A 17,598-nucleotide genomic window follows, 5' to 3' on the forward strand; every position below is an offset into this window, starting at 1 on the left:
GTTTCTCTCAGGGGGTCAACAACACTGCCACCGGTGCGCGTGCAAACAGCGTGGACACGGCGACACGGCCCCGCTCGGGCCGCAGTGTCGTCCCGTCGAGTGCATTGCGATAGTGCGCGTCGGGCAGGGCCAGGGTCGCCGCGCCCCAGTCTCCGCTCGGAACCAGTAGCGGCAAATCGCCCTGCACCGCGCCACTGGCACCCAGCCGGGTGACCGCCACCACCAGCGACTGCCCGCGGTGGTGGCGACGGAACGCCAGCACCTGCGCCGGGCCAGACGTGGTCACCTGCAACGGCTGATAGTCGCCGCGCGCAAACAGCGCCGGATGGGTGGCGCGCACTTGCAGCAGGGTCGCGACCAGCCGCGCCTTGACCGCACCATCGCGCCAGCCGCGCAGCAACGCCTGCCAGTCGCGACCATCGTCCAGCCAGTGCTGGCGCTGGGCATAGTCCACAGGGCGACGATTGTCCGGATCCACCAGCGAGAGATCCCAGCCTTCGGTCCCCTGGTACAGATCCGGCACCCCGGGCACGGTCAGTCGCAGGGTGGTCTGTACCAGCGCGTTGCGGGCGCCGGCGGCGGCGATATGCTGATTGGCACGCAGCAGCGCGCGCCGCAAGGGCAAGCCGGCACGACTGCAAAGCGCCTGCTCCACCGTCGCCTGCACGGCGTGTTCGTAATCAGGCGAGCCATCGGTCCAGCTGGTATGCAGCTTGGCCTCGCGCACCGCCTTGAGCAACCATTGCGCCACCCGCTCGGCATACGCGGCCAACGGCTCGGGCTGATCGGCGCCCAGGCCGATCGGCCACGCCGCCACCAAGGTCTGCCACAGCATCTGCTGATCGCCAGCGGCCAACGCCGGCGCCTCCAGCGCCTCGGCCAGTCGGTCGAACTGCGCGCTCTGCTCGATCCACCAGCGCGGCTGCTCGGACAGCACCGCCAGACGCATGCGCACGTCTTCGCCACGCTTGTGATCGTGGGTCGCGGTTGCCAGCAACGCGCGCGGAAAGTGCTGTGCGCGCTGCTGGTTCTGCGCATGGAACTCGGCCGGAGCGTTGGCCATATGGGTGGGATGGCTGCCCACCTCGTTGCGCGAGAGCAGCACGCCGTGCCGATAGAAGGCGGTGTCTTCCACCGCCTTGGCATTGAGCGGAGCAGACAACTGCTCCACCCGCCGCCGCAGGATGCGCCGCAGCGCGATCTGCGCACGATCCGCGCCGCGATCGTCGAGCAGCCAGCGCTCGATCGCATCCACGGCCGCCACGATCGCCTCGGGCATTCCCTCGCGCGCCTGCGCAGCGGTCTGCCGCAACCGCTCGGCATCGGCACCGACCACGCCCTGGTTGCCTGCATAGGTGCGATACACCGGGAACCAGCGCAGCAACACGCACAGGCCGCGTGCCAGCATCTGCGGGCTGAACTCGCGGGTCGGCGGATCCAGCCGCGCCAGCGCAGAGAGCGCGCCCACGGCGCGATTGAATTCGCTCTGCAGCGCGGTGCGCAGAATCTCATCGCGCGCGCTGCGTTCTTCCTGCGCGAAGTCGCCGCTGCGCCCGCTGACCTTCTGCCAGGCGCGTGTCAGCGGCTTGAAGCCGGCGGCATCGTGCAACACGCCGCCGACCTGGTCCATGAAGTCGTAGCCGGTGGTGCCATCGCACGGCCAGTCGGCCGGCAACTGCTCGCCGGGGGCCAGGATCTTCTCCACGTACAGGCCGAGCGTGCCCGGCTTAAGCCCGCGCTGGCGGCCGGCCGCATCCAGCCGGCTGCGTAGCTTGCGCACATAGCCGGTGGGATCGGTCAGGCCATCGACGTGGTCCACGCGCAAGCCGTCCAGATGCCCTTCGGCGACAAGCCGCAGCGGTAGCGCATGCACGGCATCGAACACTGCCGGCAACTCCACCCGCAACGCCACCAGCGAGGTGATGTCGAAGAAGCGGCGGTAGTTGAGCATGTCGTTGCCCACGCGCCACCAGTTCAAGCGATAGGGCTGGCGCTCGATCAGCTTGTGCAGGCGGCCATCGCCGCGCTTGGCTCCCTCGTTGTAGTCGCGCAGCCATTGCGCGCGCGCAGCCGGCTCGGGGAGGTCGACGGTCTGCGGACGCAGCGGATAGCGCTGGTCGTAATGGGCCAGCGCCGGCGTGCCGTCGTCTTCCAGCACCAGGGTGATCAGGCCGTCGGCCAGCGCGTTGGCGTAAGGGCGATCCAGCACCGCCAACCACAGCTTGCCGTCGCGGCCGCTGGCACGCCAATCGATATCGAACCAGTCGGCATGCCGCGCGCTACGGCCGTTGCGCAGGACATCCCACCACCAGGCGTTCTGTGGGTGGGTGGCCATGTGATTGGGCACGATGTCGGCAATCAGGCCGATGCCGTGCGCGCGCGCATGCTGCGACAACGCGACCAAGGCCGCCTCACCGCCCAGCTCCGGGTTGACCACGCTGGGGTCGATGTTGTCGTAACCATGAGTGGAACCCGGCACGGCAGTGCCGATCGGCGACAGGTACAGATGGCTGATGCCCAGGCGGGCGTAATACGGCACCTGCGCATGCGCATCGTGCAGGGTGAAGCCGGCATGCAACTGCAGGCGGGCGGTGGCGCGAAGCTCGATCATGATTGGGGTTCCGAAACGGCCGAGACGCGGCGCGCCTCGGCGAAGGCGTGCAATGCCGCGCTCAGCCGCTCGTGCGGCAGCGGCTCGGGCAGCCGACGGCGCCAGTTGGGATGGACCTCGACCGTGCCCGGCAGGTTCGGCTGCTGGTCGAGCGCCAACGCATCCTCCGCCGGCAACAGCGCCAACGGCGACACGCCGCTGGCAGTGAAGCGCAGCGCACCCAGCAGCGGCGTCTCCGCACTCAGCCCGGCATGGTCGATCGCCACGTCCAGGCGTGCCGTGTCGTGGTCGCGGGCATCGATATCGGCGCTGGCCTGCGCGGGCGCGATCATGCCCAGCTCACGGCGCCAGTCGATGTCGCGGCCGGCACGCCAGCCCGTCAGCGTCGGCAGGTCGTGGGTGGTGGTGGTGGCGATGGCATCGTGGCGCCACTGCGATGGCGGCACGAAGGCGCCGTCGCTGTCACGGGTGAACATCAGCACGTCGATGCCCATCACGCCGCGCTGCGACAGCGTGGCACGAATGCCGGGCGGTACCACGCCCAAGTCTTCGCCGATGACGATGGCGCGGTGGCGCCAGGACTCCAGCGCCAGCAGGTTGAGTAGATCCTGCAGCGGATAGGACAGGTAGGCGCCCTCGTTGGAGCCGGCGCCATCGGGTACCACCCAGAGCCGCATCAATCCAAGGATGTGGTCGATGCGGATGCCGCCGCGATCGCGCAGCACCGCGCGAAGCAGCGCGATATAGGACGCATACCCAGTGCGGCGCAGCGCATTGGGCGCATATGCACCGATGCCCCAGTGCTGGCCATCGGCATTGAAGGCATCCGGCGGCGCACCCAGCACCAACCCACGCAGCACGCTCTCGCCAGCGGCTGCGGCCTCGGCGCCATTGGGATCGAAACCGACCGCCAGGTCGGCGATCAGCCCGATCGCCATGCCGCGCTCGTGCGCTTCGCGCTGGGCATCGGCCCAACTGCGCGCGGCCAGCCATTGGGTGAAGACGTGGAGTGCGGGATCGCCATCGCCGAAATCCTGCGCAGCGAAACGGGCGAAGTCGGCCAGCGGCTGTCCTCCGGCAGCGCGGAACGCGGCCAGGTCGGCCTGCTCGGGCGCCACGCGCGCCTGCAGCTGGCGCAGCCATGCCCACTTGGCCTGCGCAGCGGCCGGCCAGTCGATCAGGTCCTGGCCATGCAGGGCATCGAAGCGACCGCGCAATTCCGGGACGGCGTCGATCGCCTCCAGCGCCAGTTCGCCCAGCACGCGCACCGGCGCGGCATGCAGCGGATCCAGAAAGCGCCGATCGCTGGGCGAATACGGGCTGTAGCCGCCGGCGATCGGACGCGCGGCGTGCACCGGACTGAGCGCCAGCGCATCGGCGCCGGCCAGCGCAGCATGCCGCAGCCACTCCACCGTGCCGGCAGCATCGCCGATACCGGCATCGTCGCAGCTACGTGCCGAGTACACCTGCAGGGCCATGCCCCAGGCACGCGGCGCAGTCTGCCCGCAGGCATCGGCCACGCCGAAGCACCGCGGCGGTGCCACCGCCACCTGTTGGCGGGTGCCGTCCACCTGCAGCGTCCAATAGCCGAAGCGTTGCGGTGCGCGCAGCCGGCCCTGCGCATCCACCTGCGCGTCTTCGCCATGGCCAGCCTCGTCCAGCCAACGACCGCGCACGTTGGCCGCCAGCGGCAGCGGCACCACCTCGCCCACCTGCACGGTCAGCAAAGGCACTGCTGCCGCGGCCTGGGCCTGACAACGGCGTAGGCTGTCGGCACATTGCGCGGGCGTCGCGGCGGGTAATTCGAGCGCCGCCAGCACGGCCAGCAGCGAGGGAACGGCCACCTGCCGCGGCTGATCGCTGGCATCCACCCAGTCCACCAGCACGCCAGCCGCGGCGGCCAACGCATGCAGCTCGCGCGTGCTCATGCCTGTGCCTCGTGCCAGGCAATGAAGCCATCCACCGGCAGTTCGCCGCTGCTGGCAACCACGTTCTCCGCGTGCGCGACGCTGCCGCGCAACGGCGGCAGCGGCACTGCGGCAGCGCCGACATTGAAGGCGATATGCCACAGCCCGTCCGGCAGCTCCCAGCTGGCGGTGACCGCGCCGTCGGCAAGCACCTGGGCGCGCAGTGCGCGCGCCTGCGCCAGGCCAGGCACCAGCCATTGCCGGCGCACCGCCATCAGCGCCTGGAACCAGGCCGCCCAGCGCGCGCCCTCGCCCTGGCTGGCATCGGCGATCGGTGCGCGCGAGGCAGCAAAGGTGGTCGGGCTATTGGGATCGGGAATGGTGGCGCGCTGGGCGGCATCGGCAAACGCGGCGAAGTGGGAAAATTCGCGGCGCCGTCCTTCGCGCACCGCCTCGTCCAGCGGCGGCCCGAAATCGGTGAAGAACAGGAACGGCTGTTTGGCGCCCCACGGCTCGCCCATGAAGAACAACGGGATCATCGGCGTCAACGCGGTCAACGCCAATGCCGCCCGCAGCCGCTGCGGCGAGACCAGCACGCTCAGACGCTCGCCGCGCGCACGGTTGCCGATCTGGTCGTGGTTCTGCGCGAACACCACGAACTTGTGCGGCGGCAGCGCCCCACTCGGCTCGCCGCGCACATGCCCGCGCGGATCCGGCTGCCCCTGATAAGCGAAGCCTTCGCCGAGCACGCGCGCCAGGTGCTGGGTGGGCTGATCGGCGAAGGCGGCGTAATAGCCTTCCTCCTCGCCGGTCAGCAGGACGTGCAGCGCATTGTGGAAATCGTCGTCCCACTGCGCGGTATAGCCACGCTGAAGCTGCGAGGCCTGGTTGGCCTCGTTCTCCAGCACCAGGTGCACGTGGCGGCCGGCCGGCAGGCTGGCTTCGATAGTCTCGCGCAGCGTGTCCAGGAACGCGTTGGGCGTGATCGCGTGCACCGCATCCAGCCGCAGCCCGTCGAAGCGATATTCGTGCAGCCACATCAGCGCGTTGTCGAGGAAGTAGCGCTGCACCGGCGGCTTGCGGAAGTCGATTGCCGCGCCCCACGGCGTGGGCTTGTCCTCGTTGAAGAACGGCGCTGCGTAGCTGCCGAGATAGTTCCCATCCGGACCGAAGTGGTTGTACACCACGTCCAGCAGCACCATCAGGCCGTGCCCGTGCGCAGCATCGATCAAGGCCTTCAAGTCGTCCGGCGTCCCGTAGGCCTGTACCGGCGCATACGGCAGCACGCCGTCGTAGCCCCAGTTGTGCGCGCCCGGAAACGCGCTCAACGGCATCAGCTCGATGGCGGTAATGCCCAGTGCGGCCAGGTGCGCCAACTGCGCCTGCACGCCGGCATAGCCGCCGCAGGCACCGACGTGCAGTTCGTAGATCACCGCCTCGTCCCAGGGCCGTCCCTGCCACTGGGTATTGCGCCAACGGTAGCCGTCGGCCGGCTGCACCGCACTGGCGCCATGCACACCGTCGGGCTGCCAGCGCGAGGCCGGGTCCGGCACCGGCGCGGCACCATCGACGCTGTAGCGATAGCGGGTGCCCGGCGCGCAGGTCAGTTGCGCACTGAAGAAGCCGTCGGCACCGGCCTGCAGCGCGCTGCGCCGGCCATCGTCGAAGACCACCTCCACCCGTTCGGCGCTCGGCGCCCAGAGCGCGAAGCGCACCTGTCCCTCGCCGGCCGGCCATGCACCCCAGGCCGGCGTGGTGTCGTTGCGCTCGCTCATCTCAGTCCTCCGCTTGCAGATAGATCGTGGCCAGTGGCGGCAAGGTCAGGCGCAAACGTTGCGCGTGACCGTGCATGCCCAGCGGCTCGGTCTGCAGGCGACCGCCATTGCCGAGATTGCTGCCACCGTAATAGGCGCTGTCGGTGTTGAGAATTTCCCGCCAGCCGCCAGCGCGCGGCACACCCACGCCATAGTCGTGCAGCGGCTGCGGGGTCAGGTTGCTCACCGCCAGCAGCGGCGCACTGCCCTGCGGATCCAGGCGAACGAAGGCCAGCACGCTGTTGTCGGCGTCGTCGGCCACGCTCCACTCGAAACCCTCGGCGCGATGGCTGGCGCGATACAGCGCCGGCAGCTGTCGCAACAAGCCATTGAGATCGCGCACCAGCTGCTGCACGCCGCGGTGAGCCGGCGCCTCGAGCAGGTGCCAGTCCAGCGCGTGGTCATGGTTCCAGTCTTGCCATTGGCCAAGCTCGCCGCCCATGAACAACAACTTGTCACCGGGATGCGCCCACATCAGCGCCAGATAGGCGCGCAGGTTGGCAAAGCGGCGCCAGTCGTCGCCGGGCATCTGACCCAGCAGGCCACCGGTGCCGTGCACGACTTCATCATGCGACAGCGGCAACACGAAGCGCTCGGAGAACGCATACACCAGGCCGAAGGTGAGCTGGCTATGGTGATGCCGCCGCTGCTCCGGCGCGTTTTGCATGTAGTGCAAGGTGTCGTGCATCCAGCCCATGTTCCATTTGTGGCTGAAACCCAGCCCGCCATCGCTGATCGCGGCGGTCACGCCGGGCCAGGCGGTCGATTCCTCGGCAATGGTCATCACCCCGGGGAAGCGACGGGCGATCTCGCTGTTGAGCTGGCGCAGGAAGGCCACCGCTTCCAGGTTCTCGCGGCCACCGTGGATGTTGGGCACCCACTCGCCTTCGGCACGGCCATAGTCGCGATAGAGCATCGACGCCACTGCATCCACCCGCAGACCATCCAGGTGATAGCGGTCGATCCATTCCAGCGCGCTGCCCAGCAGGAAGGCCGTCACTTCCGGCCGGCCGTAGTTGTAGATCAAGGTGTTCCAATCGCGGTGCATGCCTTCGCGCGGGTCGGCATGCTCGTACAACGGCGCGCCATCGAATTGCACCAGGCCATGCGCATCGGCGGGGAAATGCGCGCTGACCCAGTCCAGGATCACCCCAAGCCCGGCGCGGTGGCAGGCATCGACGAACTGCGCAAAGCCCTGCGGATCGCCATGGCGCGCAGTCGGCGCGTACAGGCTCAGCGGCTGATAGCCCCAGGAACCACCGAAGGGATATTCGGTGATCGGCAACAGTTCGATATGGGTAAAGCCCAGCCCCTGCACGTAAGGGATCAACTGCTCGGCCAGCGCCGTCCAATCCAATGGCTGGTCGTGCCCATCGCGCCGCCACGAGGCGGCATGCACTTCATAGATCGCCAGCGGTGCCGGGAGGTCGCCGGCGGCACGGCGTGCCAACCAGGCGGCATCGTTCCAGGCGAAACGATCGGCCGCCGGCACCACCGAGGCGGTGGCCGGCGGCAGCTCGGTCTGGCGCGCCACCGGGTCGGCCTTGAGCACGGCCTGACCGTCGGCGGTGGTGATCGCGTACTTGTAGCGGGCCCCGGCCGGCACCTGCGGCAGGAACAGTTCCCACACGCCACCGCTGTGCGGGCGCATGGGATGGCGGCGAGCGTCCCAGCGATTGAAATCGCCCACCACGGCCACCCGCCGGGCATGTGGTGCCCAAACCGCAAAGCGCACGCCATCCACCTGCTGGTGCTGCATTGGCACGGCGCCCAGCGCCTCGCGCACGGCCTGGCCATCGCCACCACTCAAGCGCAACAGCAGCGAGGCATCCAACGTGCTGGCGAAGGCGTAGGGGTCCTCGACCTCCTCCACCGCCTCGGGCCAGACGATCCGTAGCCGATATGGACCCTCGTGCGACAACTCGCCTTCGAAGATCCCGGCAACACGCTCTTGCAGGCGCGCCAGCAACTTGCCGCGCGCATCCACCAGGCCCATCGCTTCGGCACCTGGGGCCAACGCACGCACCAGCAGGCGACCGTCCGGCTGGTGTTGTGCACCCAGCAGCGCGATGTCGGCCGGCAAGCCCTCAGCCAGGGCCTGCAGCGTCTGGTCGGCGGTCTGGGCGTCTTCTGCGGCGGGCGATCGATCCTGCTCCTGCGCTTGCACGTTCACGCCCAGCCGTTCGCTCATGACACCGCCGCGAGCGCGGGCTGCGCCGCTGCCGTGCGTTCGTACAAAGACAGGTACTTGCGGCCGGCCACATCCCAACCGCTGGGCCGCAACATCGCGGCGCGGCGCATGGCCGTCAGCAGACTGGGCAGGCGGAAGGTGCGGAACACCCGCTCCAGGCAACGCCGCAGCGCGTCGACGCTGGCCTGCTGGAACAGGAAGCCGGTGACGCCGTCATCGACCGTATCGATCAACCCGCCGGTGGCATGGGCGACCGGCAGGCAGCCGAAGCGCTGCGCATACATCTGGCTCAGGCCGCAGGGTTCGAAGCGCGACGGCATCAACAGGAAGTCGGCGCCGGCGAACATGCGCCGCGCCAACGCCTCCTCAAAGCCGATAAACGCACCGACCTGGCCAGGGTAGCGGTGGGTCAAGGCAGCGACCTGCTGCTCGATCTCCGGCTCGCCGCCACCGATCACGGCAATCTGTCCGCCGGCGGCGACGATCTGCGGCGCTACCTCGCAGATCAGGTCCACGCCCTTCTGGTGCACCAGGCGCGACACGACGGCGAACAGCGGCCCGCTGCTGTCGCGCAGGCCGAACGCCTTGCGCACCTGAGCGGCATTGGCCTGGCGCCCTTGCCAGTGGTTGACGCTGAAATGGCTGTCCAAATGGCGGTCGGTCCGCGGGTCCCAACTGGCATCGATGCCATTGACGATGCCGCTAAGCGCGCCCGTCGCAGCGCGCCGGGCCAGCAGCTGGTCCAGACCACAGCCCTGGGCCGGGCCGGTGATCTGCTGTGCATAGCTGTCGCTGACCGTATTGACCTGGTCGGCATGGACGATGCCGCCGCGCAGGAACGACATCTGCCCGTAGAACTCCAGCTCCGATACCCGCTCGGCCGGAATGCCCAGGGTGGCCGCCATCGAATACGGCACCAGGCCCTGGTAGGCCAGGTTATGGATGGTCAACAGGCAGGGCGTGTTGCCGCCGGACCAGCGCACATACGCCGCTGCCAGCGCACACGGCCAGTCATTCAGATGCAACAGGCGCGGACGCCAGCCCAGACCGACGCGGCCGGCGGCAATCTGCGCGGCAGCATAGGACAAGGTCGCGAAACGCACGGCATTGTCCTCGAACTCCGAACCGCTGGTGCTCACATACGGAGAGCCGTCGCGTTCGAACAATTCCTTGGACAACAGGATGTAGATCGGCAAACCGTCGGACTGCTCCATGCGGCCGATATCGCAGGCCGGCAGGCCGGCATGCGCCAGCACGCGACCAACGATCTCCACCTTGCCTGCGCGCGCCAGCACGGCGCGGTAACCAGGAATCAGCACACGCACGTCGTAACGATGGCGCAACGCGCGCGGCAATGCCGCAGCCACATCGCCCAGCCCGCCGGCCTTGATGAAATCGGCCATCTCCGACACCACGAACAAGGCCCCACGGGTATCGGCCAACGCCACCGGCACGCGCTCGTGGTGGCGGATGAAGCGCCCACGCGCATCGCGCGGGCGCACGCTTTGTTTGAGCGCCGTGGGAATCAGCGTGCTGCGCTCTAGGCGCGCGGGCGTGGCGTGAAGCGGCATCATGGCAACCATCTAGGCGTCCGTCGTAACGTGGGGATGAGACGGAAAAACGGCGAAGCGAATACCGTCGCCTGCTGACCCAGCCAGACGACCTACAACCAGAGTGAACGAAAGCGACGCGCTTGCTCCACGTCGCCCTTGCGAATGAATCTACACCTCGTACAAATAAAAAATGCGTGAATACGTGCTGACTTTTATGCGACACACCACATTCCATTAAGCACGCGCGCCCTTGCACAGCGGCATAAGCACGCATTGCAGGTTGATGACATCCCCAACGTGGTGCGCATGCACCCAAATACATCACCATGCACCGCATGCGCGCATTGCGGCCGCGGTCGCCATCATCTGCCTGAGTGATTCATCCCCGACAGCAAGACAGAACTCCTCGTTGTTCTGTTGAGTGCCTCGACCGGACGCACGAGGCACAGGGCTCAAGCCACCTAGGCGAGCGCCGATAAGAAGGCGTTAGCCCTACTTGGTTCCGAGATTTGGCGTATGGCCGATCAGCCCGAACACTCCGGCCGCTCCCGTAGCGGCCTGCGCCGTCTATTGCCGTGGGGCAGCGGTGGTGCCGACGTGCGCACAGCCGCCGTGGTGCCGGCTGTGCGGGCGTCAGAGCGCAACGGCGACGGCCTGGCCGCCCATCAACTGGTGCCGGCCAAAACCAGGGCTGGCCATGACCCGGCCGCCGCCACCGCCCTGCTGATGCATCTGTTCGCCCATGCCGCCCATCCGGAGGCCTTGCTGCTGGCGTTCGCCGAAGGCATCGCCAGCCTGCATGGCGAGCTCGGCGATATGGGCGTGCGCCTGCGCACGGCCTACACGGCCGGCGATTGGCTCGGCTACGGGCGCGCCCTGCGCCAACTGATCGACAAATACATCCGCACCATCGACATCGCCGATTCGCTGGCCGAGGGCCGTACCGAGGCCGAGCAGTTGCGTGACCTGCTGCGTCACGCCCTGGGCAGCTCGCTGGCCACGCTGCTGCAACGCAGCCCGGAACTGGCCGACGAGGCGCAGACCCTGGCATCGGCGCTGCGCCACTGGCGCCCCGGCCACGAACTGATCACCCTGGAACAGCGGCTGCGCGAGCTGACCCATCAGATCGGCCTACGTGCCGAGGATGCCAGCGAGCAGCAGAATCTGCTGCTGGGCCTGTTCGACCTGCTGCTGGAAAACGTCTGCGAACTGCTCGACGACCGCAGCTGGCTGCAGGGCCAGATCTCGGTAGTCCGCCAGCTGATCGCCGGGCCGATGGACGTCGGCTCGATCGAGCAGGCACGCGGCACGCTGCGCGAGGTCATCTACAAGCAAGGTCTGCTCAAGCAGGGCATCGCCGAGTCCAAGACCGCAATGCGCGAAATGATGGTGTCCTTCGTCGACCGGCTCGATGGCATGGCCACCAGTACCGGCGCCTACCACGATCGCATTGCCGGCTATTCCCAGGCGATCGGCGACGCTCGCAGCATCCCGGACCTCAATCGTCTGCTGCAGGACCTGTTACAGGACACCGCTGGAGTGCAGGCCCAGGCCCTGGCGGCCCGCGACGAACTGGTCGATGCGCGCCGCCAGGTCGAGGACGCCGAGCAACGCATCGCCTCGCTCGAGCAGGAACTCAAGGACGTCGCCGGGCTGGTCCGCGAAGATCAGCTCACCGGGGCACTCAACCGGCGCGGTTTCGAAGAACTCTTCCAGCGCGAGGCCGCACGCACCCAGCGCGGCGGCCAGCCGCTGTGCGTGGCGATGCTGGACCTGGACGACTTCCGTCGGCTCAATGAAACCCATGGTCATGCCGGCGGCGACGCCGCGCTGCGCCACACGGTGGAGGTGGCCAAATCGGTGCTGCGCACGACCGATGCCATCGCCCGTTTCGGTGGCGAAGAATTCGTGCTGCTGATGCCGGACTCGACCATCTTCGAGGCCAGCGCAGCGGTGGTGCGATTGCAGCGGGCCCTGGCACAGCGCTCGCTGCTGCACGAGGACGTGCGGGTCTTCATCAGCTTCAGCGGTGGCGTGGCCCTGCGCCAGCCCGACGAAGCGCAGGACGAGCTGCTGCGGCGTGCCGACCGTGCCATGTACGACGCCAAGGCCGCCGGCAAGAACCGGGTCATCAGCGCCGACTAGCGCTGGCGCCCCCCCCGGACGGCGGTCTGCCGGGTTGGACGGAACTTGCGTCCCCGCCGACCCGCCACTGCTGGTCGGCGATGGACGAAGCCTGGCGCCGACGGTTCTTGGCGCCACACTGACCGGACCGGCGGCTAGCAGCGCCGCACGAGGCTGTGCAGTGAACGCGCCAGGCCAGTCCAACGCGCCTTACCCCCTTCAGTGCGCCGGCTTGTCACCACGCAGCTTCTGCACGGCGCTCACCGCAGCCAGCACCACCGCGCCGGCGATCACGCCGACCACCATATTGCCGAGCGCCTCGACCAGCCAGCCCAGCCCGCCTGCGGCCTTGGCCCAGTCCAGCACCAGGTGGTGCAACGCCGGAATGTTGTGGACCAGGATGCCGCCGCCGACCAGGAACATCGCCAGCGTGCCGGCCACCGAAAGGAACTTCATCAACCAGGGCGCGGCCACCAGCAAGCCGCGGCCAAGCGCGGCCACGCCGCCGCCCTTGCGGCTCAGGTACAGGCCCAGGTCGTCCAGCTTGACGATCGCCGCCACCAGGCCATAAACGCCAACGGTCATCGCCAGGGCGATCGCCACCAGCACCGCGACCTGCTGGCCGAACGCAGTGCCGCTCACCACGCCCAGCGACAGCACGATGATCTCGGCCGACAGAATGAAGTCGGTCCGGATGGCGCCCTTGACCTTGTCCTTTTCCATCGCCACCACGTCGACATTCTGGTCGGCCAGCGCACGGGTGCGCTCGGCATGGCGCTGGGCCTCGGCGTCGGCATCGTGCAGGAACTTGTGCGCCAGCTTTTCCACGCCTTCGAAGCACAGATAGGCGCCACCGAGCATCATCAGCGGCATCACCAACGGAATGGTGTAGCCGCGCCCGCGCAACCAGGCCTCCAGTGCGCTGATCGCCAGCGCCGCCGGCACCAGGATCGCCTTGTTGACCAGCGAGCCCTTGGCCACCGCCCACACCACCGGCAGTTCGCGGTCGGCAGTCACGCCGGTCACCTGCTGCGCGTTGAGCGCCAGGTCGTCGCCCAGCACGCCGGCGGTCTTCTTGGCTGCGACCTTGGTCAGGATGGACACATCGTCCAACAGCGTGGCGATGTCGTCGAGCAGGGTGAACAGGCTGGCTCCGGCCATGCGAGAGAGTCCTTCGTGGGTGGCGGGGGATTCTCGCCGATTCGCGCCGGCTTGGGTGTGTTGGCGCGGCATGACGGCGACCGTCCAATGCCTGCCCCGGCGCGTCGCTACACGGGCGGATTCACCGCGCCACGACCCCGCGCTGGCCACACTGGCGACCAGCAGCGACCCGGAGATGGCCTTGAGTCCCAACGACACGCAACGCACCGCGGGCTCGACCGCGATACCGGCAGACCCTGCCGTGGTCGGCGGCATGAGTCGGCGCACGCAGATCCTGCGTCTGCTGCTGCGCTATCGGGGTTCGGGCGTGTTTGCCGGCATGAACCTGGACCCGGCTGCGGTCAACGAATACGAAGTGCCGGCCGAAGGGACCCCCGATCAGTTCGTCGCCGATCTGGAATCCTTGGGGCCCACCTTCGTCAAGCTGGGCCAGATGCTGTCCACCCGCCCGGACATCGTGCCGCCGGAGTTCGCCACCGCGTTGGAGCGAATGCAGGAGAACACCAGCGCCGTGCCGGTGGAACGCATCCGCCAGATCATCGAAGACGAGTTGGGCGTGGCGGTCAACAAGGCCTTTTCCCATTTCGATCCGGTGCCGCTGGGGTGCGCTTCGCTGGCGCAGGTGCACCGCGCCGCGTTGCGCGATGGCACGCCGGTGGCGATCAAGGTGCAGAAGCCCGAGGTGGCCGCGCAGGTGCGCTCGGACCTGGAGGTCCTCAAGAGTTTCGCCAACGCCGCCGACCGCTTGACCGGGATCGGCCGACGCATCCGCTTCGCCGACTGGCTGGGCGAATTCGGCAAGACCCTGCGCGCCGAACTCAACTACGAAGCCGAGGCGGAGACCCTGGTGCGCTTCGGCGAGCATCTCAAGCCGTTTCCGTTGCTGTGGGTGCCACAGCCGGTCTGGGATCTGAGCAGCCGCAAGGTACTGACCATGCAGCTGGCCGAAGGCGTGCGGGTCGACAAGATTTCCGGTTTGCGCCGCACCGAGCAGCCGATGGACGAGCTCGCCGGTGCGCTGGTCAAAGGGTATCTGGACCAGATGTTCGTGCACGGCGAGATCCATGCCGACCCGCATCCGGGCAATCTGCGCGTGCTGCCCGACGGACGCCTGGCCATCTTCGATCTCGGCATGGTGGCGCACGTGCCGCCGCGCCTGCGCGAGCGCCTGTTGAAGCTGCTGTTCGCCGCCGTCGATGGCCGTGGCGAGGAAGTGGCCGAGGAGACCATCGCCCTCAGCACGCGCCTGGAGGACTACGACGAAGAGCGTTACCTGCGCGAAACCGGGCAGATGATCGCCCGCTACGCCGCCCACGACGCCACCTCCGAAGGGCGCGTAGTGCTCGACCTGGTGCGGATCGCCACGGCCACCGGCCTGCGCACGCCACCGGAGCTGAGCCTGCTGGGCAAGACGCTGCTGAATTTGGAAGGCGTCTGCCGCACGTTGTCGCCATCGCTGGATACGCGGCGCATCGTCGAACGGCACCTGCAACACGTCATGCGTGCGCGGCTGAAGAAGTCGATGTCGGCCGCCAATCTCGCCAGCGAGGCGATGGAGCTGCAGCATCTGCTGCGCGAAGGCCCGCGCCGCATGTCCGACATCCTGTCGCTGGTGGCGGAAAACCGCATGCAGATGCGGGTCACCGGGCTGGAAGAATCGCATTTGATGGAGAGCCTGCAGAAGATCGCCAACCGCGTCGCGGCTGGCATCGTCACCGCCGCGCTGATCCTGGCTTCCTCGCAAATGATGCGCATCGAGACCGGACTGACGCTGTGGGGCTATCCGGCGATCGCCATGGTGCTGTTCCTGCTGGGCGTATTTCTCGGCCTGGGCATCGTGATCAGCGCGCTGCTGTTCGATCGACGCGTGCGCGCACGCGAGGAGCGCGGCCACCGCTGAGGCCGCGTTGGCAAGACGCAGTGGCGGCCGCTTGCTGGCAGCCCGCTGCGCCGCGCCCAACATCAACAAACATTTCAGTTAGCTTCGCCGCGGCATAGTCGGTCATCCGGGTGTCACAGTGTTGGTTGTGGCGCGCGGGACATGGCGAGCGCGATATGGCGCAGGCTCGTCCCATTTCCCTCGGACGCTGCGCATGCATTGGATTCTGCTGTTGTCGTTGCTGGTGTTGCTGTGGTTGTTGTTGGCCTCGCCGCGTCTGGCCTGGCTCAAGGCGGGCCTGTTATCGCTGTTGTTGTTGCTGCTGAGCGCCTGGGGGCTGGTCGACCGGCTGAGCGGCGACGGCATCAACGCTGCCACGCTTTATCACCTGCGCGCCGATATGGAAGGCGCCGGTGTCAGCGATTTCTCTGGCTACATCGCCGCCTTTGTCGGCATGGTGCTGCTCTCGCTCAGCCCCTTGCTGTTGTTGCGCGTGCGCCACTTTGGTCGCCCCCGTGACGGCAGCGCCGTCTTTGTGGCCTTTCTGGCGATGTGGGTCGTCGGCCTGGTCGCCAGCCCGCTGTATCGCGATGGCAAGCGTCTGTACTCCCAATGGCGCCCGGTGGATTACGCCACCGTCGTGCCGGAATACCAGATCCCGCAGCAGCCGCTGCAGAAGCGGCGCAACATCGTGTGGATCTACGGCGAGAGCCTGGAGCGCACTTACTTCAACGAGCAAGTCTTTCCTGGGTTGATGCCCAACCTGCAGCACCTCGCGCGCCAAGGCGTGGATGTCCGCAATCTCGCTTCGGCAGAGGGCAGCGGATGGACCATTGCCGGCATGGTGGCCTCGCAATGCGGCGTACCGTTGACGGCCGCGCCCGGCGACGAAAACAGCATGGACCGGATGGAACGCTTTCTGCCGGAAGCGCGATGCCTGGGCGACTATCTGCAGGAACAGGGCTACCGCAATCACTATGTCGGCGGCGCCGACGCCAGCTTCGCCGGCAAGGGCCGCTTCCTGTCCAGCCATGGCTACGACGTGGTGCAGGATGTGCATCACTTCCGTAACAAGGGGGTCGCTCCGCGGCATTTCTCCGCCTGGGGCGTGCACGACGACGTCCTGCTGGAAGACGCCTGGGACAGCTTCCTCACGCTGTCGCGCGCCGGCCAGCCGTTCATGCTCACGACCCTGACCATGGACACTCATCATCCGGCCGGTCACCTGCCGGTCGCCTGCAGGAACGAGCGCTATCAGAGCGCACTGGGCGACATCGGCATGCTGCACGCGATCAAGTGCAGCGACCGCCTGATCGGCGAGCTGGTGCGGCGCATCCGCAGCAGCCGCTACGGCGCCAATACGGTGATCGTGGTGGCGTCGGACCACCTGGCGATGCCGAACGATCTCAGCGACGTGCTGGCCACGCAGCAACGCGAGAACCTGCTGCTGTTTCTGGGCAAGGACATCGCGCCACGTCAGCTGGTGGCGCACGCCGGCAGTACGCTCGACTCCGGTGCCACCCTGCTGCAATTGCTGGAGCCGGGCATGCGTACGCTGGGCTTCGGGCGCTCGTTGCTGGCGACCGATCGCACGCCCAGCGCCAGCGCAGCGGCCGTACGCGAAGACGGCAAGGACTATCCACGTTACCTGGCGTATGCGCGTACCCTGTGGACCGGTCGCAGCACGCGCCTGCTGCGCGTCAACGGCAATGGCGATGTCGTGGTCGGCGTCCAGCAAGTGCGTCCACCGGTGCTACTGGAATACGACGACGACAGCAATCTGCAGACCGTCTACCTTGAAAACACCTCACGCCAGTTCGATCGCAGCCCAAGCAAGGGCACGCTGGCCTACGTGGACCGCTGCACCGCCTTCGAGGACGGCTCGGCCGATGGCGACTGGTGCGCGCTGGTCGTGGATGCCGAGCAACGCATGAAGCTGTACCGGGATCCGGACCTCACTCGTGGCATCGCCATCGATGCACCGCTGCCACCGGCGGCTGCCGGGCCGCGTCCGCGCGTGCGGCAACCCATCATGTTGACCCAGGCCGCACGCCGTACCGAGGCCGGGCGCTACATGCTCGAGGTCTCTGCCAGGCGCCGACCGACGCGCGCGTTCTGGATCGAAGCGGTGTCCTCCGGGCGCAAGGTGGTGCTGGCCCAGCAATGGGTGGTGCCCGATGCGAGCGGACGTATCCGCATGCCGGTCGGCCTGGAGCATGCGGTGGACGATCTGGAAATCCGCGTCTGGCTGGACTACACCGAAGATGTCAGCGTCGACGACCTGGCGCTGGTCAAGGACGTTGCGCTTGCCGACCGTTCCTGAGTGGATGGTCAGTCCGGCGTCGCTACGACGTCCTG

Annotated in this window: 9 protein-coding genes; 3 read left to right on the forward strand and 6 right to left on the reverse strand. The window is 67.8% G+C overall.

Annotation, left to right across the window (positions count from 1 at the left end; genetic code table 11):
- Window positions 1-7: 7 nt before the first annotated feature.
- From treY to glgA, 5 genes are read right to left on the reverse strand one after another with little or no spacing between them, the layout of a single operon-like run.
- Window positions 8-2,611 carry a malto-oligosyltrehalose synthase gene (gene treY, locus CKY51_RS09200; protein WP_022970766.1) on the reverse strand — a complete coding sequence of 868 codons (2,604 nt, stop codon included), beginning with the start codon at window positions 2,609-2,611 and terminating at the stop codon, window positions 8-10.
- Window positions 2,608-4,539 (reverse strand): 4-alpha-glucanotransferase, encoded by a 1,932-nt coding sequence (locus CKY51_RS09205; protein ID WP_022970765.1) that lies wholly within the window; start codon window positions 4,537-4,539, stop codon window positions 2,608-2,610. The genes treY and CKY51_RS09205 overlap by 4 nt, the downstream gene beginning before the upstream one ends.
- Window positions 4,536-6,293: a malto-oligosyltrehalose trehalohydrolase gene (gene treZ / locus CKY51_RS09210; RefSeq protein ID WP_022970764.1), complete on the reverse strand. Its 1,758-nt coding sequence runs from the start codon at window positions 6,291-6,293 to the stop codon at window positions 4,536-4,538. Before treZ ends, CKY51_RS09205 begins: the two co-directional genes overlap by 4 nt.
- Before the next feature lies 1 nt (window position 6,294).
- Window positions 6,295-8,523, reverse strand: coding sequence for a 1,4-alpha-glucan branching enzyme (locus CKY51_RS09215; protein ID WP_022970763.1), 2,229 nt, complete (start codon window positions 8,521-8,523; stop codon window positions 6,295-6,297).
- Window positions 8,520-10,106 carry a glycogen synthase GlgA gene (gene glgA, locus CKY51_RS09220; protein WP_022970762.1) on the reverse strand — a complete coding sequence of 529 codons (1,587 nt, stop codon included), beginning with the start codon at window positions 10,104-10,106 and terminating at the stop codon, window positions 8,520-8,522. The genes CKY51_RS09215 and glgA overlap by 4 nt, the downstream gene beginning before the upstream one ends.
- 486 nt (window positions 10,107-10,592) lie before the next feature.
- Between glgA and CKY51_RS09225 the strand changes: the two genes are divergently transcribed.
- On the forward strand, window positions 10,593-12,221 hold the full coding sequence (locus CKY51_RS09225) for a GGDEF domain-containing protein (protein ID WP_022970761.1): 1,629 nt from the start codon (window positions 10,593-10,595) through the stop codon (window positions 12,219-12,221).
- A gap of 198 nt (window positions 12,222-12,419) precedes the next feature.
- Here the strand turns inward: CKY51_RS09225 and CKY51_RS09230 are convergent, their stop codons facing one another.
- Window positions 12,420-13,361, reverse strand: a complete 942-nt coding sequence (locus CKY51_RS09230; protein WP_022970760.1) for a DUF808 domain-containing protein — start codon at window positions 13,359-13,361, stop codon at window positions 12,420-12,422.
- Between the two features lie 175 nt (window positions 13,362-13,536).
- On the opposite strand from CKY51_RS09230, the gene CKY51_RS09235 reads away from it, so the two are divergent.
- Window positions 13,537-15,261, forward strand: a complete 1,725-nt coding sequence (locus CKY51_RS09235) for an ABC1 kinase family protein (RefSeq protein WP_031338367.1) — start codon at window positions 13,537-13,539, stop codon at window positions 15,259-15,261.
- Window positions 15,262-15,454: 193 nt separating this feature from the next.
- A complete protein-coding gene (locus CKY51_RS09245) occupies window positions 15,455-17,563 on the forward strand; it encodes a phosphoglycerol transferase I (RefSeq protein ID WP_022970758.1) in 2,109 nt (702 codons plus the stop codon).
- Window positions 17,564-17,598 lie beyond the last annotated feature (35 nt).

Origin of the sequence: Xanthomonas maliensis, from assembly GCF_009192945.1 — a bacterium.
Lineage (GTDB): Bacteria > Pseudomonadota > Gammaproteobacteria > Xanthomonadales > Xanthomonadaceae > Xanthomonas > Xanthomonas maliensis.